Source organism: Streptococcus sp. ACS2, from assembly GCF_000525585.1.
GTDB lineage: Bacteria > Bacillota > Bacilli > Lactobacillales > Streptococcaceae > Streptococcus.
In genome coordinates, this window is sequence record NZ_JALT01000009.1 from 69,665 (window position 1) to 95,094 (window position 25,430).

Genomic DNA, 25,430 nt, shown 5'->3' on the forward strand with positions numbered 1-25,430 from the left:
TTAGATATTGGCTTAGTTTAGGACATGCTCTGTAATAGCTTGAGCCACACCATGTTCATCATTTGAAGTCGTTACTAAGTTTGCTGTTTCCTTGACCCCTTCAGGTGCATTGCCCATAGCAATTCCCAGGCCAGCTAGAGCCAGCATAGGACTATCGTTAAAGTTATCTCCGATTGTCATGACTTGTTCAAGAGGAAGGTCGTAATATTTGGCAACCTCGATGAGAGCGTGTTCCTTAGAAACATGTTTGGCTGTGACTTCAAGGTAGTTATCTTTGGATAAGTAGAAGGCTGTCTGTGTAAATTCCATGCTTAGCAGTTTTTGATGGAGGTCCTGAATAACTTCAGGCTCATCAATCAACAAAAGCTTGTGGATAGGAGGCTCTGAATCTGAGACCGTGTCTTGCAGCTCCTTAATCATAGGAGATTCACCCGTGATGCTTCCTTCCAACTGAGACCATTTGTCTAGTTTGTTGGTAATCCAGTCCTTGCCAGAGTAGATATTCACAGAGACACTTGGGTAATCTGTGGATAAGTAGCCAAGAAGTTCTTGAATTTCAGCTTTATCCACAGGGTGTTGGATGATAGTACGGTCACCCTCAAGTACTAAAGCACCGTTGTAGCAGGCGATGGGATTGTCATGAATTCCCAGTTTATGAGCGATTGGTTGCATCCCTAGTGGAGAACGGGCAGAAGCTAAAACAAAGGGAATATTTGCCTTTTCAAGCTCTGGCATTACCTCAATCAGTTGTTCATCCACCTGGTGGTTACTAGTGAGAATAGTGCCATCAATGTCACTGATAATCAAACGAATCTTACTCATAGTCACTATCCTTTCCATCATATAAAATCGTTACTTTGTCTTTAAGGGCTTCGACCAAATCAGGATCAGGTTTCTTATCTGTAATCCAGTAGTCAAAGTCTTTAATCTTACCCAAGATATATTTGGAATGTTTTTCATACTTGTCTGATTCAGCAATAAGAATCTTGGTTCGGGCAGCCTGCATGGCCAGTTGCTTAACGGCAACATCCTCCTCGTCCTCATAACTGACCACTCCTTGATTGAGACTAGCCGCTCCAAAGAAGGCTAAGTCAAATTGTAGATGTTGCAAGAGCTGGGCTTCGTGAAGCGAATAGTAGAAGCGGTTTTTACTGTAAAATCTTCCTCCCAAGAGATGGAAGTCAACGCCTTCTTTGCCACTTAGGACCAAGGCGTTGTCCAAAGAGTGGGAGTAGACAGTTACCTTCTTAGTCAATTTTTGTGAGACTTCAAGCATCAAGGTAGAGACATCGAAAAAGAGTAGAGATTGGTCTTTGACCAAGCTAAGCGCTAGGTCTGCCATTTTTTTCTTGTCTTCAGTGAGTCCTTTCTGACGTTCTTGGAAGCCTAGAACAGTTGTATTTTTAACTGGAAGAATGCCACCATGGGTACGTTGAGCCATATTCCTCTGGCTGAGACAGTCGAAATCTCTTCTGACAGTGTCTTTGGAAACTCCTAATTCATCAACCATTTCCTTGACAGATAGGTTCCCCCTCTCTTCCAAGAGTGTTAATATTTTCTCTAATCGTTGCTCCTGATACATGAGTCACCTTCTTTCTGATACTAGTATAGCATCTTTTTGCTTTTTCACAATACAAAAGTGCAAAAAAACTTAAAAAGAACGAAAAGAACGCAAAATAGACTCAGGTGAATTTGCCTTTTAAAGTTCCCTTATCATCTTTAAAAATCCCTCAAAAATGCTATAATAGAAGCATTACGAATATTGGAGAGAAACCATGAGTTTTTACAATCATAAAGAAATCGAGCCTAAGTGGCAAAAATACTGGGCTGACAATCACACTTTTAAGACAGGAACAGATGCCTCAAAACCTAAGTTTTATGCGCTTGACATGTTCCCTTACCCATCTGGAGCGGGTCTTCACGTAGGACACCCAGAAGGCTATACAGCGACTGATATCCTCAGCCGTTTCAAACGTGCGCAAGGCTACAACGTCCTTCACCCAATGGGCTGGGATGCCTTTGGTTTGCCTGCAGAGCAATATGCTATGGATACAGGGAATGACCCAGCAGAATTCACAGCGGAAAACATTGCCAACTTCAAACGCCAAATCAATGCGCTTGGATTCTCTTATGACTGGGACCGTGAAGTTAATACTACAGACCCAAACTACTATAAATGGACGCAATGGATCTTCACTAAGCTTTACGAAAAAGGTTTGGCTTATGAAGCTGAAGTGCCAGTAAACTGGGTTGAAGAATTGGGAACAGCCATCGCTAACGAAGAAGTCCTTCCTGACGGAACTTCTGAGCGTGGAGGCTATCCAGTTGTCCGCAAACCAATGCGCCAATGGATGCTTAAAATCACGGCCTATGCAGAGCGCTTGCTCAACGATTTGGATGACCTGGATTGGCCAGAGTCTATCAAGGACATGCAACGCAACTGGATTGGGAAATCAACTGGTGCTAATGTCACCTTCAAAGTGAAAGGGACTGACAAGGAATTCACCGTCTTTACCACTCGTCCAGATACCCTTTTCGGTGCAACTTTCACTGTTTTGGCGCCTGAGCATGACCTGGTAGATGCCATCACAAGTCCTGAACAAGCTGAGGCTGTAGCTGATTACAAACACCAAGCTAGCCTTAAATCAGACTTGGCTCGTACAGACCTTGCCAAGGAAAAGACAGGGGTTTGGACTGGCGCTTATGCCGTAAACCCTGTCAATGGTAAAGAAATTCCAATCTGGATTGCTGACTATGTTCTTGCTAGCTACGGAACAGGTGCCGTTATGGCTGTACCTGCCCACGATGAACGTGACTGGGAATTTGCTAAACAGTTTGATCTTTCAATCGTAGAAGTCTTGGAAGGTGGAAACGTTGAAGAAGCTGCTTACACGGAAGACGGCCTTCACGTCAACTCTGACTTCTTGAACGGTCTCAACAAAGAAGAAGCGATTGCTAAAATTGTGGCTTGGTTGGAAGAAAAAGGCTTTGGTCAAGAAAAAATTACTTACCGTCTTCGTGACTGGCTCTTTAGCCGTCAACGTTACTGGGGTGAACCAATCCCAATTATTCATTGGGAAGATGGTACTTCAACAGCTGTTCCAGAAAGTGAACTCCCACTTGTCTTGCCAGTAACCAAGGACATTCGCCCTTCAGGTACTGGTGAAAGCCCATTGGCTAACTTGACAGACTGGCTTGAAGTGACTCGTGAGGATGGTGTCAAAGGTCGTCGTGAGACTAATACTATGCCACAATGGGCAGGTTCAAGCTGGTACTACCTCCGCTATATCGATCCACACAACACTGAGAAATTGGCTGATGAGGACCTTCTCAAACAATGGTTGCCAGTCGATATCTATGTGGGTGGTGCAGAACACGCCGTGCTCCACTTGCTTTACGCTCGTTTCTGGCACAAATTCCTCTATGACCTTGGTGTTGTACCTACTAAGGAGCCATTCCAAAAACTCTTCAACCAAGGAATGATCTTGGGAACAAGCTACCGTGATCACCGTGGAGCTCTCGTGGCGACTGACAAGGTTGAAAAACGTGATGGTTCATTCTTCCACATGGAAACAGGGGAAGAATTGGAGCAAGCACCGGCTAAGATGTCTAAATCCCTCAAGAACGTGGTGAACCCAGACGATGTGGTGGAACAATACGGTGCTGATACCCTTCGTGTCTATGAAATGTTCATGGGACCACTTGATGCTTCAATCGCTTGGTCTGAAGAAGGTCTAGAAGGAAGCCGTAAATTCCTCGACCGTGTTTACCGTTTGATCACAAGTAAAGAAATCGTTGCGGAAAACAATGGCGCTCTTGACAAGGTTTATAACGAAACGGTTAAATCTGTTACTGAGCAAGTCGAGTCTATGAAATTCAACACAGCCATTGCCCAACTCATGGTCTTTGTCAATGCAGCTAACAAGGAAGACAAACTCTACGTGGATTACGCCAAAGGCTTTATCCAATTGATTGCTCCATTTGCGCCTCACTTGGCAGAAGAACTCTGGCAAACAGTGGCGGAAACAGGTGAGTCAATCTCTTATGTAGCTTGGCCAACATGGGACGAAAGTAAATTGGTTGAAGACGAAATCGAAATCGTTGTTCAAATCAAAGGTAAAGTCCGTGCCAAATTGATGGTCGCTAAAGATCTTTCACGCGAAGAGTTGCAAGAAGTAGCTCTTGCTAACGAAAAAGTCAAAGCAGAGATCGATGGCAAGGAAATTGTGAAAGTAATTAGTGTACCTAATAAACTCGTTAATATTGTCGTTAAATAACGAGTTTATTAGCCTTATCTGCTACCTTCAACAGTCCACTGGACTATTGAAGCCGAACAAACTTGTCAACATTGTTGTGAAATAAAAATGAATCCTTCGGAGCTAGGCTCTGGAGGATTTTAAATCGAAAAATATAATTCTATTCCCACCATCTCACCACTTAACCTGACATTTCAACCACTTATCCTCAAAAGCCGTTTTTCCGACGGCTTTTTTGTTAGGCTAAATGTGTCAGAAGGAGGGAAAAATATGATTTTACAAGCTAAACATTTAATAAAACGGTACGGTAATCACACGGCTGTTGACGATATTCAGTTACAGTTTGAAAAAGGAAGTTTTAATGCTATTTTGGGTCCCAATGGTGCAGGAAAATCAACAACTATTTCCATGTTAATAGGTCTAAAAGAACCAACACAAGGTCAGGTTCTATATGCACCAAATACAAAACTCGGAGTTGTTTTTCAAGCTAGTGTACTGGATGAGATGCTGACGGTTAGGGAAAATCTGATTATTCGTGCTAAACAGTATAAAGGGCTTAAACCTAATCGTGTGTCAGATCTCATTGATCGATTAGGTCTATCAGCTTTCCAAAAACAAAAATACGGGACGCTTTCAGGTGGCCAAAAGCGTCGGGTTGACATTGCGCGTGCTCTACTCTCACAACCAGATATTCTGTTCTTAGATGAGCCAACGACAGGTTTAGATATCCAAACTCGGAAGTCTATTTGGGATTTGCTCTATCAATTGCAGAGAGAAGAGGGAATGACCGTTGTACTGACCACGCATTATCTTGACGAAGCAGATGAAGCTGATCAGATTTATATTGTGGACCATGGGAAAGTGATTGCTCAGGGATCGGCATTAGATATTAAGAGCCAGTATGCAAAAAACATCTTGAAGATTCGTTTCAAGGAGATAGAGCAGATAGAAAGTCTTAAAACTTCGGGAATGTCAGTAGAGCAACAAAGTCAACTGGAGTATGTTTTTCAACCTGAGAGTGAAAGGGAAGCCATTGATTACCTGGCACAAGTTAGAGATAGAATAGCCCATTTTGAGTTTCGTCCAGGGACCATGGATGATGCCTTTATTGCACTTACAGGAAGGGAGGTTCGCTAATGCTAGCCTTACTAAAGCGAAATTTTTTATTGTACTTCAGGAATCGTTCAGGAGTTTTCTTCTCCTTGTTGGGAGCCTTGATTTCCTTTATTCTCTATATTATTTTTCTTCAAAAAAATCTAACAGATGCTTGGGCTCAGCTCCCCAATAGTGGTCCTTTGTTAAATAATTGGTTGATGAGTGGGACGCTAGCTGTGACAGGGATTACGACGAGTCTGGCTGCCCTAACTCAGTTGGTAAAGGACCGTGAACATCAAGTGGATCAGGATATTTATTTATCGGATCAAGGGAAGTGGCGGTTACCATTTTCGTATCTAACGAGCGCAATCATCATCTCTTTTGCCATGCAGGTCCTTATGTATGTGCTGATGTGTGGCTATTTTAGAGAAGTGCCAAAGTTATCCATACTACCCGAACTTCTTCTCATTATGATGCTTAGTAGCCTGCTTTCTAGCTTAGTGAATGCCATTTTTGTTTACTTTTTCCAATCCGTAGACAGTCTTGGAAAGTTTTCGACCATAGTGGGGACAGCTTCTGGTTTTTTGGTAGGAACTTATGTACCTTTAGGTGTCCTACCTGATTTTGCACAACTACTAATGAAATGTACTCCAGCAACTTATATTGCTGCACTTTATCGACAAGTCCTCATGAAAGAAACATTAAGTGAGACCTTCAAAGGTCAAGATAACCTTCTTCAAGAGTTTCAAGAAAAAATGGGCGTTCAGCTCAATTGGCAAGGTTTATTGACAAAGGAAAATACTTACCTTATAGTGTTAGGAGGTATTCTTCTAGCAAGTATTCTTTGGATTGTTTTAGTGAAAAGAACTAGCCAGAAAAAATAAGTGAGAGTTGGAATAGGAATGAAACTTCGTTTTGAAGAAAAATCAGATATTTCGGCAAAGGATCCCTGTGTGGTCATCCAAGCAGAGCGATTGTCTGATCAAGCACGAGAGGTAATGGATTATCTCGAACAATTTTCAGTTGTAAATCAAGTGGTGATTCCTATTAAAACGGATGATCATTTGGTTATGGTAAAAATTGATGACATTATCCTAGCTGAGATTGATAAGAATGTGTTAACGATTTATACCGTAAACAATACCTATACGATGAGAGAGACACTGACAAACTTTCAGCATCGCATCAATCGTCGAAGTTTTTTACAGATATCACGTCATGCTGTTATGAATATAGACCATTTGGAGTCCCTATCAGATAGTTTTTCTGGCAATATGATGGCTAAAATGACAGGTGGAGTGAAGTCCAGTGTCAGCCGAAAATATGTCAAATCCTTGATGGATTATTTAGGGGTCTAGGAGGAACCAATGAAACGTTTAATTGCTTATTTTGTATCCGGCGTGAGAACGGGATCGTTCTTTTACCTTGCACTCCTTTTACTTGGTCAATTATTTCCGCAGCTTATCTATCCCAAAGTTAGTGTAGGAAATATTTTAGCCCTCTTTATGATGAGTGGTTTAATGGGAATGCTCTCGTGGATTTTGGAAGAGCTTGACCGTATGTCCTACAGATTAAGAGTAGTCTTGCATTTCTTGTTGACGGCGATTGTACTTACAGTGACTTGTCTAATAGCGGGTTGGATTGATGCTGTGCTGAATCCTATCATATGGATTGTCTTCATTTCCGTTTATATTATTATCTGGCTTTATCTCATTTGGCAAATGCATATGAGAACACAGCGTATTAATCAAGCTTTACTGCATCGTCGAAGCCAGAAAAAGAAAAGTAATAAATTATAGTAAACTTCAAAAAAATACTCTTTTTCCTCTTGACCCTCACGCCACGTCATAGCCTATACTCTTAATCAGAGAGGAGTTCTAATGAAATCTGTAAAAGAAGTGAGCCAACTATCAGGTGTCAGTGTGCGCACCCTTCATTATTATGATGAAATTGATTTGCTGAAACCGTCAGTTGTGGCTGAGAATGGTTACCGTTACTATAATCGCGATGCGGTTGTCCGTTTGCAAGAAATATTGCTTTACCGTGAGTTAGACTTTCCTCTCAAAAAAATTAAGGAAATCGTAGGTCAACCGGGTTATGACAAAGTCCAAGCGCTTAAGGATCAAATCAAGCTTTTAGAGCTGAAAAAGTCCCGTTTAGATGCTGTCATAGCCCATGCCAAGGCCTTACAAGTGGAGGAAGAAGAAATGTCATTTGAAGCATTTGATCAAAAAGCTATGGAAGCATTTCAGCAAGAAGCTCAGGCTAGATGGGGTCAAACAGAAGCTTATCAAGCTTTTGCGGCTAAGGGAGAGGAGTCCTTCCCTGAAGTCACAAAAGAGATGACTGCAATTATGTCTACCTTTGGACAGCTCAAAGAGTCTAATCCTGATGACATTAGTGTTCAGGAGCAAGTAAAGGTGTTACAAGACTATATTAGTCAGCATTTTTATCCATGTGACCAAACGGTATTAGCTGGTCTAGGTCAGATGTACCAAACAGATAATCGCTTTTCTAGTTTTATCGATAAAGTCGGGGGATCAGGGACTGCAGTTTTTCTCGCAGAAGCTATTCGTATTTATTGTCAATAAACTAAAGCCAAAGCCAAAGTCTTAAGGACTTTGGCTTTTTCTCATGCCATAGTGACATTTATGTCACTATTTTTATAATCATTTAATGTTTATAATTAATGTATCGTTTTAGAAGGCGATTAGTTAAGTGTTTCTGCTATTTTGCTTGAAATTTCCATGCAGATAATCAGCTGAAAGTTAATCGAATTCTAATCTAAATCAAATTTATGGAGGAAACCATGTCCATTTTAACCATTGACCACATCTCAAAGTACTATAATCTCGACGGTACGAACCAAGAGTGCGCTTTGAACGATGTCACACTTGAGATTGCACCAGGAAAGATCACTGCTATCTACGGTCCATCTGGCTGTGGTAAGACCAGTCTGCTCAGTATTATTAGCGGCTTGGATAGTCAGTATCAGGGAAATCTGTATTTCAAGAATCAGAACATGCGTGATTTTTCAGAGCGTGACCTGACCTATTTTAGAAAGGCCCATATTGGCTTTGTCTTTCAAAATTTCAATCTTATCCCTCATCAATCAGTCCTTGAAAATGTCAAGATGCCTCTTTACGTTAAAAATATGACTGATAAAGAGATGGTCGAGATTGCGGAAAAGGAGCTCAGTCGTCTTGGAATCGGAGAATTTATCAAGAAAAATGTTAAGCAGCTTTCTGGTGGGCAAAAACAACGTGTGGCCATTGCCCGTGCCCTAGTTAATAATCCAGAAATGATTGTGGCTGATGAACCGACTGGTTCTCTTGATTCTCAGTCTCAGGAAAATGTTCTTGAAATTTTTAAAGAGCTAGCCGAGGCAGGTAAGACTGTGATTATCGTAACCCATAACCCTGAGGTGGCGGATTATGCGGATGTTGTCATTAAAATGAAGGATGGTGAAGTCGTTGAAACAATCGAAAAATAAGGGATTGACCCTCAAGAATAAATTCAAATTATCTTTAAGCAATTTTATGGAACGTAAGTGGCGTAATCTTTTGATTGCGACAGCCACTTCTATTGGTTTTATTGGTGTTTTAATTTCCTTTGGTTTGGGAAATGCTATTGTTGGTATGATTAATGACAGTACCGATGGTGGTAACATTCCATCCCAAATTCAGATTAGTCTTAGTGCTAAATCAGCAGCCAGAGGGGTTCTAAATGCGGATGATGAGAAGTTTATTCGTAGTCAGATTAAGAATGATGACATTAAATATTTGGAGAGTCCCTTCGGAATGAATATGGCCAGTCTTACTTTTGATGGCAAGACCATGGATTTCAGCAAGGACCTTCCTAACTATTCTCAGGTTATCAGTCTCTACAAGAACACAAAAATTTCTACATCTCGCAATGATAAGGATAAGATTTCAGCTGGCAAGCCTTTTACATCGGCCGATGAAGAGGGCTTGACCCTTCCAATGAGCTTTGTTAAACAGTACAACGAAGAAACCGGCAAGAAGCTCAGGGCTAAAGACTTTATCGGTAAGGAAGTATCAGCTCAAATTGTTGAAAATACCGCTGAGGGAACTAAAGTAGCAGATATCAAGACTAAGATTGTCCGTATTGTTGATGACAGCGAGGATGCTGAAGAGAGCAACAGTTATATGCCAGCCAAACAATTAGAATCTCTGCTCAAAGAAAATGGCTTTACCAAGACAGTTTCTTACATGCTTATGGAGCTTAAGGATCCAGCCAAGACTAAGGAAGTCACTAAAAAGTTACAGAAAAACAAGAAGTACCTGGTGTTGTCACAGCAGGCCATCCTAGATGTCATTATTAAATTCATCCGTGTTATCCAGGCTCTCTTGATTATTCTTTCGTCACAAGCTATCCTAGTTTCAGCTGTCATGATTGGGATTATCATCTATATTAACATCATGCAACGCTCAAAAGAGATTGGTGTCATGAAGGCTGTAGGCTACCTTAATCGTGACGTGAAAGCTATCTTTGTTTATGAAGCACTTTGGATCACGGGCATCTCACTAGCTCTTGCTCTCCTTGTATCACAAGGAATTGGAAGCTTGGCCAACATAATTGTTTCACATCTCTACCCAAGCGTCAGCAAGGTGTTTGATCTAAATCTGACATCAATTCTCATCATGCTTGCCTTCTCACTCTTGATGGGCTATGTGTCAGCCTATCTTCCAGCCCGTAAAATCAGTAAAATGGACCCCGTCGAGTCCCTAAGATATGAATAGAAATGAAGAGTGGTCTATCAAGGCTACTCTTTTTCGTCAAAATAACCATTAGAAAAATCAGAAAATCCAAACAATATTTAACTTTCTGAAAAGTGGAGACAATTGCTCAAAAATGCTATAATAGTCAGCATATACAAGCTATTAATAACAAAAAATAAGTACCTATTCGATTGGAGGAATTCCATGTATAAAGATGACAGTTTAACCTTGCACACTGACTTGTATCAAATCAATATGATGCAAGTCTACTTCAACCAAGGTATTCACAATAAAAAGGCCGTTTTCGAAGTTTATTTCCGTCAACTTCCGTTTAAAAATGGCTTTGCTGTGTTCGCAGGTCTGGAACGTATTGTCAACTATCTTGAAAATCTGACTTTCTCAGAAACTGATATTGCTTATCTAAAAGAGTTAGGTTATCCTGAGGATTTTCTAGACTATCTAGCTAACCTAAAACTCGAGTTGACTATCAATTCAGCCCTTGAGGGTGATTTGGTATTTGCTAATGAACCGATTTTCCAAGTGGAAGGTCCCTTGGCTCAGTGTCAGTTAGTAGAGACTGCCTTGCTAAATATCCTCAATTACCAGATTCTTATTGCGACAAAAGCAGCTCGCATTCGCTCTGTCATTGAGGATGCTCCTTTGTTGGAGTTTGGGACACGTCGTGCACAAGAGATGGATGCAGCAATCTGGGGGACGCGTGCAGCCGTAATTGGTGGTGCTGATGCAACGTCAAATGTACGTGCCGGCAAGATTTTTGGAATCCCAGTTTCTGGTACCCATGCCCATGCCCTTGTTCAAGCCTATGGCAACGATTATGATGCCTTTAAAGCCTACGCATCTACTCATAAGGACTGTGTATTCCTTGTAGATACCTATGATACCCTTAAGATTGGTGTTCCTAATGCTATCCGTGTCGCTAGAGAGCTAGGTGATAAGATTAATTTCTTGGGTGTTCGTCTTGATTCAGGTGACTTGGCTTATCTATCGAAGCAGGTCCGTAAGCAACTGGATGCAGCTGGTTTCCCTGATGCCAAGATTTACGCTTCAAACGACCTTGATGAAAATACCATCCTCAACTTGAAGATGCAGAAGGCCAAGATTGATGTCTGGGGAGTGGGTACTAAGCTTATCACTGCCTATGATCAACCAGCCTTGGGTGCTGTCTACAAGATTGTCTCAATGGAAGATGATCAAGGAGCCATGCATGATACTATCAAGTTGTCCAACAATGCTGAGAAAGTTTCGACACCAGGTAAAAAGCAAGTCTGGCGTATTACTAGTCGTGCCAAGGGCAAATCAGAAGGTGACTATATCACCTTCGCAGACACGGATGTTAATGCTTTAGAAGAAATTAATATGTTCCACCCAACATATACCTACATTAATAAGACTGTTCGTGATTTCGATGCAGTGCCACTCTTGGTCCCAATCTACGACAAGGGGCAACTAATCTATGACTTACCAAGTCTTGATGAAATCAAGGCTTATGCGACTAAGGAATTGGACGAACTTTGGAATGAGTATAAGCGCGTGCTTAACCCTCAAGATTATCCAGTTGATTTGGCTAAAGATGTCTGGGATAACAAGATGACCTTGATTGATAATGTCCGTAAGAAAGCTCATGACCTGTCAGAGTAAAAGGAGAAATTATGACTTTGCAAGAAACTATTATTGCTCAACTAGGTGTTAAACCTAGCATTGATCCAAAGGAAGAAATTAGAAAATCCGTTGATTTTTTGAAGTCCTACATGCTCAAACATCCATTCCTTAAAACATATGTTTTGGGAATCTCAGGAGGTCAAGATTCTACATTGGCTGGCCGTCTGGCACAACTTGCGGTTGAAGAGCTCCGTGCAGAGACAGGAAAAGACTATCAGTTTATCGCCATTCGATTGCCATATGGTGTTCAAGCAGATGAAGATGATGCCCAACGTGCTCTTGCTTTTATCAAGCCAGATGTGAGTCTTACGGTTAACATCAAAGAAGCTGTTGACGGTCAGGTTGAGGAACTTGCTAAGGCAGGTGTCACTGTTTCTGACTTCAACAAGGGAAATATCAAGGCCCGTCAACGTATGATTACCCAATACGCGGTTGCGGGTGAAAATAGTGGGGCAGTTATCGGGACAGACCACGCCGCTGAAAACCTTACTGGCTTCTTCACAAAATTTGGCGATGGTGGTGCGGATATTTTGCCGCTCTTTCGTCTAAACAAGCGTCAAGGTGCAGCCCTTCTTGCAGAACTTGGTGCGGACAAGGCTCTCTATGAAAAAGTGCCAACAGCGGACTTGGAAGAGGACAAACCAGGAATCGCTGATGAAGTGGCACTTGGTGTGACCTACCGTGAAATTGATGATTACCTTGAAGGCAAGGAAGTATCAGCCAAAGCCCAGGAAACTATTGAGAATTGGTGGCGTAAAGGTCAACATAAACGTCACTTGCCAATCACTATTTTTGATGAGTTTTGGAAATAAGAGGAGAAATGAATTATGATCAAAGCTTATATTGATTTTTGGAAACGTGCCTTTGACTTTAGCGGACGTTCGACTCGTCCAGACTACTGGTGGGCTTACTTGGTTAACGTCATTATTATTACTATTCTTACTGTTTTTTGTGTTCTTATTCCTTTCTTCAGTAATGTTGACCTTAGTGATCCAGCTCTGTTGAATAATCAGACTGAACTGCAAAAAATAATTATTACCTATGCTTGGCCACTAATGCTTTTTAGCTTAATTGAACTTATCCCTCAATTGTCTCTACAAATCCGTCGTTTAAGAGATGCAGGCTTTCATCCGGCTTGGGTACTTCTAAGTTATATAGGGCTTGTACCAGTCTTGGCTATCTTCTCATTGATTGGAAGCATTGTCCTCCTTATCATGTCTTGTCAACCAACGAAACCAGCACCAGAAACACTGGTTGATAAAGTTGAATAAGATTGTCGTACCCCTAGGTTTAACCTAGGGGTATTTTTAAATTGAATTTTCAGAAATTAGTGATAAAATAGAGAAGAATAAGGCTTAAAAGGAGGAATCTTATGACTTCATTATCAACAGATTTCACAGATAAACTATTTGCAGAATATGAGGCCAATGCCAAGTACAGTGCTATTGAGAATGCTGTAACTCATAATGGCTTGCTCAAATCCATCGAAACACGTCAATCAGAAGTTGAAAACGACCATGTTTTCTCAATCGATTTGACTAAAGATGAGGTGTCTAACCAGAAAGCTTCAGGACGTTGCTGGATGTTTGCGGCACTAAATACTTTCCGTCACAAATTAATCTCAGACTTTAAATTGGAAAGTTTCGAACTTTCTCAAGCTCACACTTTCTTCTGGGACAAGTATGAAAAATCGAACTGGTTCTTGGAACAAATCATTGCCACAGCAGATCAAGAGATTGGCAGTCGTAAGGTTAAATTCCTTTTGGATACCCCTCAACAAGATGGTGGACAATGGGATATGGTCGTATCACTTTTTGAAAAATATGGTGTTGTACCAAAATCGGTTTATCCAGAATCTGTAGCTTCAAGCAATAGTCGTGAGCTTAATCAATACCTTAATAAACTCCTTCGTCAAGATGCCCAAATCTTACGTGACCTAATTGCTGGTGGTGCTGATCAGGCTGCTGTTCAAGCTAAGAAGGAAGAGTTTCTTCAAGAAATTTTCAATTATCTTGCCATGACTCTTGGCTTGCCACCACGTCAGTTTGATTTTGCCTACCGAGATAAAGATGATAACTATCACTCTGAGAAGAATATCACGCCACAGGCCTTCTTTGAAAAATATGTTGGCCTTAAACTCAGCGACTATGTATCAGTTATCAACGCTCCAACAGCTGATAAACCTTACGGAAAATCTTATACGGTTGAGATGTTGGGAAATGTTGTAGGTGCGCCAAGTGTTCGTTATATTAACCTCCCAATGGACCGATTCAAAGAGCTTGCTATTGCACAGATGAAGGCTGGAGAGAGTGTTTGGTTTGGTTCAGATGTTGGTCAGGTTTCGGACCGTCAAAAAGGTATTCTTGCAACTAATGTTTATGACTTTACAGCTAGCATGGATATTAACTTGACTCAAGACAAGGCTGGACGTTTGGACTACAGTGAATCTCTCATGACCCATGCCATGGTATTGACAGGTGTTGATTTGGATGCCGATGGTAAGCCAATTAAATGGAAGGTTGAAAACTCTTGGGGAGACAAGGTTGGACAAAAAGGTTACTTTGTTGCTTCTGATGCTTGGATGGATGAATATACCTATCAAATCGTTGTCCGTAAAGATTTCCTTACATCCGAGGAGCTGGCAGCCTATGAAGCAGAACCACAGATACTTGCTCCTTGGGACCCAATGGGGGCTCTTGCTTCAAAATAAGAGGATATCTCAAAAACACTGGATAAAATTCCAGTGTTTTTAGTTGGCTTCATTAAAATTTATGGTTGTAAAAAGAGTTATCCATTGGATAACTCTTTTCAATTCCTTTTACTCATCTGCTGTAGCAGTGTTTGAATTTGAATGTTCAGAGCCATTAGAGGCTGATGTCGATGGATTTGTTGAAGCATCAGGCCCGTACTGTTGACTATCTTGTGAACTTGATGAGTCACTGCTTTGGCTGGAGTCTGAACTTGATGATGAGCTAGATGTTCCTAGTGATCCTGTGTAAACATTTGATGTTGAAGAACCAGTAAGGAAGACATAGCTACCATTGTTATAAACACCGCTAGGCATATCGAAATCTTCAGAACCCGCACCATACATCTGGTTAAGGTAGCTACTTGTTACACCGTAGATTTGTTTAGCGATATCAAGGTCTGAACCATAAAGTGGTGTTTTACGGTTTTTGTAACCTGTCCAAATCGCCATTGCATACTTAGTATTATAACCAACGAAAGTTTCATCCGGAACCATGAGGTCAGCATAGACACCACTTTCTTTTTGTACTTTATAGTACTCATCGTCACCGTAGTTAGATGTACCAGTCTTACCAGCATTGATTGTACCAGGAACATAAGCTTCAGTTGCTGTACCACCTGTCAATACTTGTTTCAACATACTTGACATCATGTAGGCTGTTTGCGGTGACATGGCTTCGACACCTTTAGAATCAAATGATTTAGTTGAACCATCTTCAAATTTGATTGATTTAATGTAAGATGGTTTATAGTAAGTACCACCATTTGCAAAGGCTGCATAAGCTGCGGCCATCTTCTCACTTGATGCACCATACTTAGAATCTGATGATGATGTTGAAGATGAGATGGCATTTGAGTAGTACATTTCTGGATACTCGATACCCAAATCCTTCAAGAAGGATTGAGCATATTCCAAACCGGCAGCTTGGAGAGCTTTAACGGCTGTAACGTTACGTGATTGTTGAAGTGCATAAGTCAATGAAATGCTTCCGTAATACTTACGGTCCCAGTTGTAAACTGGTGTTGAAGAACCTGGGAAATTGTAAGGATTATCGTAAACAGTCGTACCAGTGTTTGTATAAACACCTTTTTCAATAGCAGGAGCATAGTCAGTGATTGGTTTCATTGTAGAACCCCAGTCACGGTCTGTTTGAACAGCTTGGTTGGTACCAAGTGCAATGTTTTCGTCTTGGTGACGTGAACCCAATTGGGCAACGACACGACCATTAGTAACATCAATAATAGTAGAAGCAACTTGGAGACTATCGTTTGGATAGTATACGTAGTCGTTAGTATTATAGACGTTCCAGATATATTTTTGAATATCTGGATTAAGGTTAGTGTAGACGTCGAGACCTGCTGAGTAAATATCAGCGTTGGCATCGGTAGATACCTGTTCAATAACTTGTTTGATGTAGTTATCTAAGTATGGCTCATAGCTAGCTTTCTTCGTAAGTGGAAGAAGGCCATCTGATACATCAGTTGCTTTAGCTTGCTCGTACTCTTCTTTAGAAATATTCTTGTCTTCATACATTTCGTCAAGAACAGTGTTACGACGTTCTTTGGCAGCATCTGGATTAGCATAAGGGTCATATTGTGTTGGTGCTTGTGGAATACCAGCAAGAAGAGCTGCTTGGGCAACAGAGAGGTCGCTCAAGTCCTTACCAAAGTAAGATTTAGCTGCAGTCTTCATACCGTAGTAACCATTACCCATATAAACCTTATTAATATAGAAGGTCAAGATTTCTTGTTTAGTGAATTGACGCTCCATTTGGAGTGACAACCAGATTTCTTGTGACTTACGTTTAAGGGTTTGGTCAGAAGTGTTAGTTGAGAAGTAAGCCAACTTAATCAACTGTTGGTCGAGCGTAGATCCCCCTTGGGTGCTGCTACGACGAAGGTTGTTAACAGCTGCCCCCATGATACGGTAGACGTCAATCCCACGGTGAGTGAAGAAACGTTTATCCTCGATAGAGGTGATGGCATTAACTAGAGTTGTTGGAATTTCATCTGTTGATGCACTCTCACGTTTCTCAGCTCCCAAGTCGGCAACAAGACTACCATTAGCGTCGTAAATCTTACTTGAGTTTGTTGATTGCAGTTTGTTCTCGGTAAGTTTAGGAACACTGCTAACATAGTAGGCAAAGAGGCTACCACCAGCGATGACACAGACTACAAAGAAAGTAAGAAGTCCAATAAATCCGTATTTTGCAATACGCCAGCCCAAACTTTGGTCTGAAGCGGCAGAGCGTTTTCCTTTGCCATAGCGAGAAGAATCTGAACGCTTGACCTTGATGTTTTTAGCACGTTTAGTCAAACCGTTAAGTGATTCTTTAAAGTTGCTGAAATTAAATTTAGCCATTATGTGTTACCACCTAATAATTTTTCAATGATTTCTAAGTAAGGAACTTGAGGATAAGCTGCTTCTGCAATTGCATAGCCTCTTTTTTTGATATAATCAAGAGGCATTGATTTCGTCCCTTTATCAATCTGATAAAAAGCGATTAAGTCTTTGGCAGGCAGAAGGTAGGTTTCCTTAAGCGTCGAGAAGTGAAGTAGCACGAAGCAGATCCCATCTTGACTGATGACCTGAGACATGTGCTCAATTTGATGCGCATGAAAGTTTTTCATAGGCATGGATGTCTTTTGTCGTGTCTCTTTGGCTTCAAAATCAATGTAGTATCCTTTGTAAACGCCGGAGTAGTCGGTAGTAGAAGCTTGTCTAAAGTAAGCTTCTACAATCTTTGCCCGTGAGCGTTTGGGATAATCGACTTTGACAATTTGAACAGGGGTAGGTTTTTTATGAATAACGGCTAAACCACGCGACAAATAGTAATCATTAGTCGCGTTAATAGCAGATTCAAAGCTCATCCCCCGATTGGCAAAGTCAACTCTATTTGATTTTTTAGGACGTACTTGTGCTATCTTACGAGATATCTGATGGGGATAGTTTACCATTTCTTTCCCTTCTTCTTTATAAGATATGCATAAAGACTATTTCATTATACCATAAAATGAATGAGGAAAACAACAAATGACATCACTACTGGTAACTGGCTATAAGAGCTTTGAACTCGGTATTTTTAAAGACAAGGACCCTAAAGTAACCATTATCAAGAAAGCAATCAAACGTGATTTGAAGCGTTTCTTGGATGATGGTGTGGATTGGATGATTTTTACTGGGAACCTCGGTTTTGAATTTTGGGCACTAGAAGTAGCCAAAGAACTTCAAAAAGACTATCCTTTGAAGTTAGCGACCCTCTTCCCTTTTGAAACGCATGGTCAGAATTGGAATGAAGCGAATCAAACAAAACTAGCAGCCTTTAAGCAGGTTGATTTTGTCAAGTACAGCTTCCCCGCTTACCAATCTCCAGCACAGTTTAAACAATTTAATCAGTTTCTCATTGACAATACAGATCAGGCTTATTTATTTTATGAACCTGAAAATGAAACAAATCTGAAATATTTTTACGGTATGATGTTAGAAGCAAGGGGTTATCCCGTATCTAGACTGACTTTTGATGACCTCAATGAAGTCATGTCGGAATAGGATATAATTGAATTTTAAACTTGCATTTTTATCTTTTTTTCTGTATCATAAAAACATTAGACAGTAAAGTATTAGTAAGTTAGATAAGACAAGTATTGGAGAATAAAAATGGCTAAGATTAATTTAACGCCCAAGAAAATCTACGAACAAGAATTTAAAACAAGCATGCGTGGATACGATAAAAAAGAAGTTGATGAGTTTCTAGACGATGTAATCAAAGATTACGGTGTCTATATTGCTCTAGTTAAGGAATTGCAAGAAGAAAATGCAAAACTGAAAGCTAAGACTTCATCAGCTCCTGCTAGTCGCCCAGCATACGCGAGTGCGACAAGTGAGCCATCACCTGCGAATGCCAATGTTGCTTCGGCTTCAAACTATGATATCTTAAAACGTATCAGTCGTTTGGAGAAAGAGGTCTTTGGAAAACAAATCGTCGAGTAAAACTGGTTTGTGCAATTTTTGGATAATCGCATGGTTGCTAGTCTTCCATGAGGAAAGTCCATGCTAGCACTGGCTGTGATGCCAGTAGTGTTTGTGCTAGGTGAATTAATAAGCCTAGGGACTTGATTTTCAAGTTACGGCGAGTGAACTGGCTAAGTCTTAGGATAGGTTTTAGTAGCTCTGAAAGTGCCACAGTGACGGAGTTTTTAGGGAAACCTAAAAAGTGGAACGCGGTAAACCCCTCAAGCTAGCAACCCAAACTTTGGTAGGGGCATGGGATGGCTGGAAACGAACGGACCATCCTGACTGCTTTGCAGTAGACAGATGATTATCGAAGGAAGTGGTACCTAGTCACTTCTGGAACAAAACATGGCTTATAGAAAATTGCATATAGGTGAGGCTGGGACACATGTCTCAGCCTTCTTTTAGCAAGAATTCTCTCTTTTATATTTAAAGAAAAGAGTGGGAAATAAGCTATCGGTTAAGAAAGTTTGTACGCGTAACAATGAGATAAAAGGATAACAATGAAAGAAACATTTACATTAGTAGCAACTGCAGCAGCAGGTCTTGAGGCTGTGGTTGGACGTGAATTGCGTGAGTTAGGTTATGACACGCAGGTTGAAAATGGTAAGGTGCGTTTCCAAGGTGGTGTTCGTGCAATTGCTGAAACCAACCTTTGGTTGAGAGCAGCAGATCGTATCAAGATTGTAGTGGGTGAATTTCCAGCACGTACCTTTGAGGAACTCTTTCAGGGAGTTTTTGCTTTAGACTGGGAAAATTATCTTCCGCTAGGTGCAAAGTTCCCAATTTCTAAGGCTAAATGTGTTAAATCAAAGCTTCATAATGAGCCATCTGTTCAGGCGATTTCAAAAAAAGCTGTCGTGAAGAAATTGCAGAAGTATTTCCACCGTCCAGAAGGAGTGCCTCTCCAAGAAACAGGAGCGGAATTTAAGATTGAAGTTTCTATTTTAAGGGATAAGGCTACGGTTTTGATTGATACCACAGGTGCTAGTCTCTTTAAGCGTGGCTATCGTACTGATAAAGGTGGAGCACCGATTAAGGAAAATATGGCGGCTGCTATCCTTGAACTTAGTAATTGGTATCCGGATAAACCATTGATTGACCCGACTTGTGGTTCAGGGACCTTCTGTATTGAGGCTGCAATGATTGGTATGAACATTGCACCAGGATTTAATCGTGATTTTGCCTTTGAAGCATGGAATTGGGTGGATAAAGATTTAGTACAGTCGGTACGTGATGAAGCAGATAGCAAGGCAAACTACGATATTGAATTAGATATTATGGGTTGTGATATTGATGGCCGTATTGTTGAAATTGCAAAAGCCAATGCTCGTGAGGCAGGTCTTGAAGATGTTATTAAATTGAAACAAATGCGTTTACAGGACCTGAAAACAGATAAAATCAATGGTGTCATTATTTCAAACCCTCCTTATGGTGAGCGTTTGTTGGATGACAAGGCTGTGGATATCTTGTATAATGAAATGGGTCAAACTTTTGCACCACTTAAAACTTGGAGCAAGTTTATCTTGACCAGCGATGAACAATTTGAAAGCAAATACGGTATTAAAGCCGATAAAAAACGTAAGCTTTATAACGGGACCCTCCGTGTTGATTTATATCAATATTTTGGAGAGCGTGTTCGCCGTTCTGAGGCTAGAAAGGTAAATTAAACGTGTCAGAAGATAAAACACAAAATGGCTATGAAGGTAGCCAAGAGCTAGATTTCCAAGATGCCAAGGAAATGACGGTCGGTGAGGCTGTCCGAAAAGAAGCCGAGATTAATGCTGGTGTAACAGAAACAGATAGCATTTTGGATAAGTATATCAAGCAACACCGTGAAGAAGTTGCCTCACAAAAATTTTCAAAGAAAATTGAAGCTGACGGCGATACATCACCTTTGGATGCTTTTATTCAAAAGCAACGTCAGGAGTTTGCGGATTCAGGTTTGATTGGTCAATCAATGGCTAATGAGTCAATCAACTCAACAACAGCTACTGAAGAAGTAACACCGGTCACATTTGGTTTTGGTGCTACAGATAACAAGTCTGATGAAACTCAATCTCATATTGACAAGCAGTTGCCAAATGCCCCTGTTGAACCTGAGGTTATTGCAGAACCAGAAAGTCAAAGTTCTGAAGTTATCATTACGTCAACAAATGCTGATCGTTTCATCACGTCAGAAACAGAAAAATTTGACCTTGGTGATGCACTCGCTGATTCATCTACTTCAACTAATCAGCCAGCCTATAACGATGCATTGGTAGATAATATTGATGATAACAATCCTTTGATTGCTAACATTGATGATCCAGAACCACAAAATCCTGCTGTTGCCAATATTGACGATACTGAGCCACAAGCTTCAAAACCTTTGTTGGATGATGTTACTATTTCAGACACTATTGATTTGGCAGCTATTGCATCAACAGTGGCAGGGGTAACTGGAGTAAAAGCTGATGAAGAAAAGACAACACCAAAAGTGTCTATGGCAGTTAATCGCCCATCTGCAGAAGACAGAATCTCTTCAGAGTCTGTTTCACCATCGCATAAGAGTGCCTTTGATGGTGACATTCCAGTTTACCGTCGTAAAGGTGTTGTTATCGGTGCTCTAGCAGTTCTTGCTTTAGCTATTATCGGTGGTAGCTATGCTCTTTATAAAGGAACACATAGCCAATCGGCGAAAACAACAAGCACAGCTTCTTCAGCAGTGACATCATCATCAAGCAAGGATACGTCAGCTGCTGATAATAAGGCCTTTGAAGAAATGTATAAGAATTTCTTCACAGATGACGAGCAAACGAAACTCGCTAATGATCAATTTGGTAAGTTATCAGATTTGGAAAAACTGCTCAAGAAATTGGAGAAAACCAAGTATTATGATGCAGCTAAGAAAAAATATGATAACTTGAAGAAACAAATTGAAGCTGTACAAAAGATTAACAGTCAGTTTGAGTCAGATGCTCTTGTAGATGGTAGCTATAATGCCTCTATTGCTGTTAAATCAGATGCTAACTTTAATAATCTTCCAGAAAGTGTAACAACAACTGGAAATGCGAGTCTCGACAGCACTGTCCAAGAAGCTATTAAGGGTGGTAAGACTCAGCTTGAAGAAAAAGCTAAGGCTGCGAGCGCAACATCTGCAGCGACAGCTGCTGCCAGCGCCAATACTGCTAGTCCTGCTGCACCTTCAGGTGATAACACATCTGGAGCAGCTTCTAATGGTGATGGTGCGGCCGCATCAAATACTTCTGGAGCGCAAAATGGAGCAGCTAATTCAGCAGATTCAGCAGGTTCAACTGGTGCGACTGGAGGAACTACTGGTGGCTCAGCTGCAGCTTCAACAGTTGTAACACGCGGAATCACAAATTATAACCCATCAATCCTTCAACGTAATCGCTCACGTGTGCCTTATAATGCAAACGTAGTAGCAGATACAAGTAACCCAGCTTGGACATGGGCTGATGGTGTTCTTGATAAGATTATCGAAACATCACACTCACGTGGTTACTTCTCAGGAGATAACTTCATCCTTGAGCCAGTCAACATCATCAATGGTAATGGTTACTACAACTTGTACCTTCCAGATGGAACTTACCTCTTCAGTATTAACTGTAAGACAGGTTACTATGTTGGTAATGGTTCAGGTCACTCAGATAAACTTGATTACGAATAATAATCTGCGACACTCCTTCGGGAGTGTTTTTTGTTTTATCTTGGTGAAGGCCTAGTTTATAAGGATTTTGTGCTATAATAGAGGGATAAGATAGGGGTGAATACTATGGCAAAATTGATGCCGGGTAGAGTCCGTAATGAGGGTATTGAACTTTTTGAAAAGGATCTCATTACCATTCATCAGGTCTCAGAAACTCAGTTGGATACAACAGTTGACCAACATCATTTAATTTATACACTCAATGATTCTGAAATCACGTGTGACTGTGATTATTTCGCTCAAAAAGGCTATTGTCCCCATTTAGCAGCGATTGAGTATTATCTAAAAAACGATAAAGAAGGCCAGCGTCTATTGGCAGAATTGGAAGAGGAACAAGAGTCCTCTCAGGGCCAAGAGCGAGGACACTCTTTTGGTGGTTTATTTTTAGAAGGCCTTTCCCTAAATGAGGATGATACTGTTAGATATAGCTTGATGGTAGAGGGAGAGGAATCTACCTTTGGTTCAGAGATTTGGTGGAGTATACGTTTACGTCGCTTACCAGATGAACGTTCTTATGTTATTCGAGATATTCCTGCCTTTCTCAAGCTTGTAGAGGCTGAGGGTTATTATCAGATAGGTAAGAACTATTATGAACCCCTATCGCTTATTCAATTTGACCAGGCTTCACAGGCATTTTTAGACTTCTTAGGACGGATGATTCCAGATGAAGCCAAGACTAATTTAGACTTTATTTTACCGAATAATGCACGTCATCTTTGTCTCCCCTACGGTTTTTTTGAGGAAGGTTTGAGACGGATGCAAGATTTGGATGGCTTTAGGTTTGAATGGGAAGGAACCGAATATCACCGACTTTTGGTTGAGGATTTGACTGCTGATGCCCATCTCTTCTCGTTTGATATTTCTGTCGAGCCTAAGATGATTGAATTGACTGTTGCTGAGAAGAATAGTCAGGCCTTTTTTAATAATCGTATTCTCTTTTATCAAGGTGTTTTTTATCGCTTGAATCGAAAACAACAAAAACTTTTGGTTGGTTTACGCTCTCTTCCAATCGGAAGCGATTTGAATAAGCATGTCAGCTTTAATCTTGATGAACAAGCTATCTTGGCTGCTAGTCTTTTTGATTTTAGGACTATGGGACCAGTTAAAGCTCCTAAAGCCTTTAATATCAAGGATTTTACACCGAGATTTCACTTTGACCTGAAAGGTGACAGTGAGGTTATACTTACATTAGCCTTTGATTTTGATGGTTTCCTAGTCCATAATCGACAAGAGTTGAGTCATTTAGGATTTACGAGTAACTATCGTCATGAGCAGGCTGTGTTCCGTTTGATGGCTAAGCATGGATTCACCCCTGATTTTCAGTCATCTAAACGATTAGATAGCAGTCAAGAGCTCTATGATTTCTTTACGAATACTCTAGCAGAATTTGAAAATACAGGGACGGTTCTGATTGGGCAGGAGTTGCGTGACTTACGGGTTGAACAGAGTCCACAGGTTCAGGTAGAGCGTCAGGGGAATTTATTAGATATTTCCTTTGATTTTTCAAGTCTTGACGATGAAGATGTGGATCATGCTTTAGCAGCTTTGATGGAAAGTTCGCCCTATTTTATCAATCGTAGTGGTCAGTTGATTGTTTTTGACGAGGCGACGCATCGTATTAGTGAGAGTCTCAAAACTCTAAGAGCTAGATATTCAGGGCAAGGTCACCTAGAACTAAATCAATTGACTGCCTATCAATTAATGGATGCTCTTTCAGAAAGTGATTCTGTTCGTTTTTCAAAAGATTTCCAACTCTTAACGCAACATTTGAGTAAACCAGAGACCTTTGATTTGCCAACTTATAAGGTAGAAGCTGACCTTCGTCCCTACCAGGAAAAGGGTGTTCAGTGGCTATCTATGTTGCATCACTATGGTTTTGGCGGTATCTTGGCCGATGATATGGGGTTGGGGAAAACCTTGCAGACCATTGCCTATCTCTCTGCACATTTAGAAGAAGAGCAACGAGTCTTGGTTTTGTCACCATCAAGCCTGATTTACAATTGGCAGGATGAGGTTAAAAAGTTCGCTCCTCAGTTAGATGTAGCGGTTTCTTATGGACTCAAGCCAAGACGTGATGACATCATTGCTGAAGACCACCAGATTATTATTACAAGCTACGCTTCCTTCCGTCAGGATTTTGATGCCTATAAGGCTGGTAAATATGACTATCTCATTCTTGATGAGGCTCAGGTCATGAAGAATACACAGACAAAGATTGCCCAATATCTACGTGATTTTTCTGTTCCACATTGCTTAGCACTATCTGGAACGCCTATTGAAAATCATTTGTTGGAGATTTGGTCTATTTTCCAAATTATTCTACCAGGACTTTTACCGGCTAAGAAAACTTTCCTTAAGTTAACACCAAAGGAAGTGGCTAGGTATATTTCTCCCTTTATTCTAAGACGTAGGAAAGAAGAGGTCCTTCCTGATTTACCAGATTTGATTGAAATCACTCACCAAAGTGAATTGTCAGATGCTCAAAAAGCTATCTATTTAGCGCAATTGCAACAGATGCAGCAAGGTTTAATTTCTGCAAGTGATCAGGAAATCAACCGTCGTAAGGTGGAAATTTTGTCAGGAATTACCCGCTTACGACAAATCTGTGATACCCCAGCTCTTTTTATGGACTATGCTGGAGATAGCGGAAAATTAGATAGCCTAAGAGAGTTGCTTAGTCAAATTAAGGAATCAGACCACCGTGTTCTTATCTTTTCACAATTTCGTGGGATGTTAGATATTACAGAGGGGCTCTTACAAGAATTAGGTATTTCCTCTTATAAGCTAACAGGGTCAACGCCATCTGATAGTCGTCAAGAGATGACCAGAGCCTTCAATCAAGGAAGCCGAGATGCCTTTTTGATTTCTCTGAAAGCAGGAGGAGTGGGACTGAATTTAACTGGTGCTGATACGGTTATTCTGATTGACCTTTGGTGGAATCCAGCGGTAGAAATGCAGGCTATTAGTCGTGCGCATCGTATAGGTCAGGAACAAAATGTCGAAGTTTACCGTTTGATTACAAGAGGAACTATTGAAGAGAAAATTCTTGAGCTTCAAGAAGGCAAGAAAAACCTTGTAACAACCGTCTTGGATGGCAATGAAAGCCGTGCCAGCATGACTGTTGAGGACATTAAAGAAATTCTTGGTATTGCAATATCTTAATTTGTTATATTTGATATTGAAAT

At 40.8% G+C, this 25,430-nt stretch carries 21 protein-coding genes and 1 other RNA gene; 18 read left to right on the plus strand and 4 right to left on the minus strand.

From position 1 onward, the window contains the following. Positions 1-12 precede the first annotated feature (12 nt). A complete protein-coding gene (locus HMPREF1517_RS00585) occupies positions 13-822 on the minus strand; it encodes a Cof-type HAD-IIB family hydrolase (RefSeq protein WP_084639269.1) in 810 nt (269 codons plus the stop codon). Then, positions 815-1,582: a DeoR/GlpR family DNA-binding transcription regulator gene (locus HMPREF1517_RS00590; protein WP_037598937.1), complete on the minus strand. Its 768-nt coding sequence runs from the start codon at positions 1,580-1,582 to the stop codon at positions 815-817. The genes HMPREF1517_RS00585 and HMPREF1517_RS00590 overlap by 8 nt, the downstream gene beginning before the upstream one ends. A gap of 193 nt (positions 1,583-1,775) precedes the next feature. Between HMPREF1517_RS00590 and leuS the strand changes: the two genes are divergently transcribed. The 12 genes from leuS to pepC all read left to right on the plus strand — a co-directional run bounded on the left by leuS (position 1,776) and on the right by pepC (position 14,483). Next, the gene (leuS, locus tag HMPREF1517_RS00595; RefSeq protein ID WP_037598938.1) at positions 1,776-4,277 is read left to right on the plus strand and encodes a leucine--tRNA ligase; all 2,502 of its coding nucleotides are present in this window, start codon (positions 1,776-1,778) and stop codon (positions 4,275-4,277) included. Between the two features lie 249 nt (positions 4,278-4,526). Continuing rightward, on the plus strand, positions 4,527-5,393 hold the full coding sequence (locus HMPREF1517_RS00600; RefSeq protein ID WP_037598939.1) for an ABC transporter ATP-binding protein: 867 nt from the start codon (positions 4,527-4,529) through the stop codon (positions 5,391-5,393). Next, a complete protein-coding gene (locus HMPREF1517_RS00605) occupies positions 5,393-6,235 on the plus strand; it encodes an ABC transporter permease (RefSeq protein ID WP_037598940.1) in 843 nt (280 codons plus the stop codon). Before HMPREF1517_RS00600 ends, HMPREF1517_RS00605 begins: the two co-directional genes overlap by 1 nt. A gap of 18 nt (positions 6,236-6,253) precedes the next feature. After that, positions 6,254-6,709: a LytTR family DNA-binding domain-containing protein gene (locus HMPREF1517_RS00610; protein WP_002886486.1), complete on the plus strand. Its 456-nt coding sequence runs from the start codon at positions 6,254-6,256 to the stop codon at positions 6,707-6,709. A gap of 9 nt (positions 6,710-6,718) precedes the next feature. Then, positions 6,719-7,150: a DUF3021 domain-containing protein gene (locus HMPREF1517_RS00615; protein WP_037598941.1), complete on the plus strand. Its 432-nt coding sequence runs from the start codon at positions 6,719-6,721 to the stop codon at positions 7,148-7,150. An 81-nt stretch (positions 7,151-7,231) separates the two neighbouring features. Next, complete coding sequence (locus tag HMPREF1517_RS00620; protein WP_037598942.1) at positions 7,232-7,942, plus strand: MerR family transcriptional regulator; 711 nt, start codon at positions 7,232-7,234, stop codon at positions 7,940-7,942. A gap of 218 nt (positions 7,943-8,160) precedes the next feature. Then, a complete protein-coding gene (locus HMPREF1517_RS00625; protein WP_037598944.1) occupies positions 8,161-8,844 on the plus strand; it encodes an ABC transporter ATP-binding protein in 684 nt (227 codons plus the stop codon). Further along, positions 8,813-10,114: an ABC transporter permease gene (locus HMPREF1517_RS00630; RefSeq protein WP_084639270.1), complete on the plus strand. Its 1,302-nt coding sequence runs from the start codon at positions 8,813-8,815 to the stop codon at positions 10,112-10,114. Before HMPREF1517_RS00625 ends, HMPREF1517_RS00630 begins: the two co-directional genes overlap by 32 nt. Before the next feature lie 183 nt (positions 10,115-10,297). Continuing rightward, entirely contained in the window at positions 10,298-11,752 is a 1,455-nt protein-coding gene (locus tag HMPREF1517_RS00635) for a nicotinate phosphoribosyltransferase (protein ID WP_037598946.1), read from the plus strand. Positions 11,753-11,763: 11 nt separating this feature from the next. After that, positions 11,764-12,585: an ammonia-dependent NAD(+) synthetase gene (nadE, locus tag HMPREF1517_RS00640; protein ID WP_037598947.1), complete on the plus strand. Its 822-nt coding sequence runs from the start codon at positions 11,764-11,766 to the stop codon at positions 12,583-12,585. Positions 12,586-12,600: 15 nt separating this feature from the next. After that, positions 12,601-13,044, plus strand: a complete 444-nt coding sequence (locus tag HMPREF1517_RS00645) for a DUF805 domain-containing protein (protein WP_037598948.1) — start codon at positions 12,601-12,603, stop codon at positions 13,042-13,044. Between the two features lie 101 nt (positions 13,045-13,145). Continuing rightward, positions 13,146-14,483, plus strand: coding sequence for an aminopeptidase C (gene pepC / locus HMPREF1517_RS00650; RefSeq protein ID WP_037598949.1), 1,338 nt, complete (start codon positions 13,146-13,148; stop codon positions 14,481-14,483). A 108-nt stretch (positions 14,484-14,591) separates the two neighbouring features. Here the strand turns inward: pepC and pbp1a are convergent, their stop codons facing one another. Both pbp1a and recU read right to left on the minus strand, forming a co-directional pair. Continuing rightward, entirely contained in the window at positions 14,592-16,883 is a 2,292-nt protein-coding gene (gene pbp1a / locus HMPREF1517_RS00655; protein WP_037598951.1) for a penicillin-binding protein PBP1A, read from the minus strand. After that, entirely contained in the window at positions 16,883-17,479 is a 597-nt protein-coding gene (gene recU / locus HMPREF1517_RS00660) for a Holliday junction resolvase RecU (RefSeq protein ID WP_002886506.1), read from the minus strand. The genes pbp1a and recU overlap by 1 nt, the downstream gene beginning before the upstream one ends. A 76-nt stretch (positions 17,480-17,555) precedes the next feature. Between recU and HMPREF1517_RS00665 the strand changes: the two genes are divergently transcribed. From HMPREF1517_RS00665 to HMPREF1517_RS00685, 6 genes are all read left to right on the plus strand, one after another. Beyond that, positions 17,556-18,071, plus strand: a complete 516-nt coding sequence (locus HMPREF1517_RS00665) for a DUF1273 domain-containing protein (RefSeq protein ID WP_002889858.1) — start codon at positions 17,556-17,558, stop codon at positions 18,069-18,071. A gap of 108 nt (positions 18,072-18,179) precedes the next feature. Continuing rightward, positions 18,180-18,512: a cell division regulator GpsB gene (gene gpsB / locus HMPREF1517_RS00670; protein ID WP_037598953.1), complete on the plus strand. Its 333-nt coding sequence runs from the start codon at positions 18,180-18,182 to the stop codon at positions 18,510-18,512. Positions 18,513-18,526: 14 nt separating this feature from the next. Further along, an RNA gene (gene rnpB, locus HMPREF1517_RS10120) (RNase P RNA component class B) lies at positions 18,527-18,894 on the plus strand. A gap of 142 nt (positions 18,895-19,036) precedes the next feature. After that, on the plus strand, positions 19,037-20,203 hold the full coding sequence (locus tag HMPREF1517_RS00675) for a THUMP domain-containing class I SAM-dependent RNA methyltransferase (RefSeq protein ID WP_037598955.1): 1,167 nt from the start codon (positions 19,037-19,039) through the stop codon (positions 20,201-20,203). A 2-nt stretch (positions 20,204-20,205) separates the two neighbouring features. Beyond that, entirely contained in the window at positions 20,206-22,206 is a 2,001-nt protein-coding gene (locus HMPREF1517_RS00680) for a cell division site-positioning protein MapZ family protein (RefSeq protein WP_037598956.1), read from the plus strand. Positions 22,207-22,311: 105 nt separating this feature from the next. Further along, entirely contained in the window at positions 22,312-25,407 is a 3,096-nt protein-coding gene (locus tag HMPREF1517_RS00685) for a DEAD/DEAH box helicase (protein WP_037598957.1), read from the plus strand. Positions 25,408-25,430: the final 23 nt, after the last annotated feature.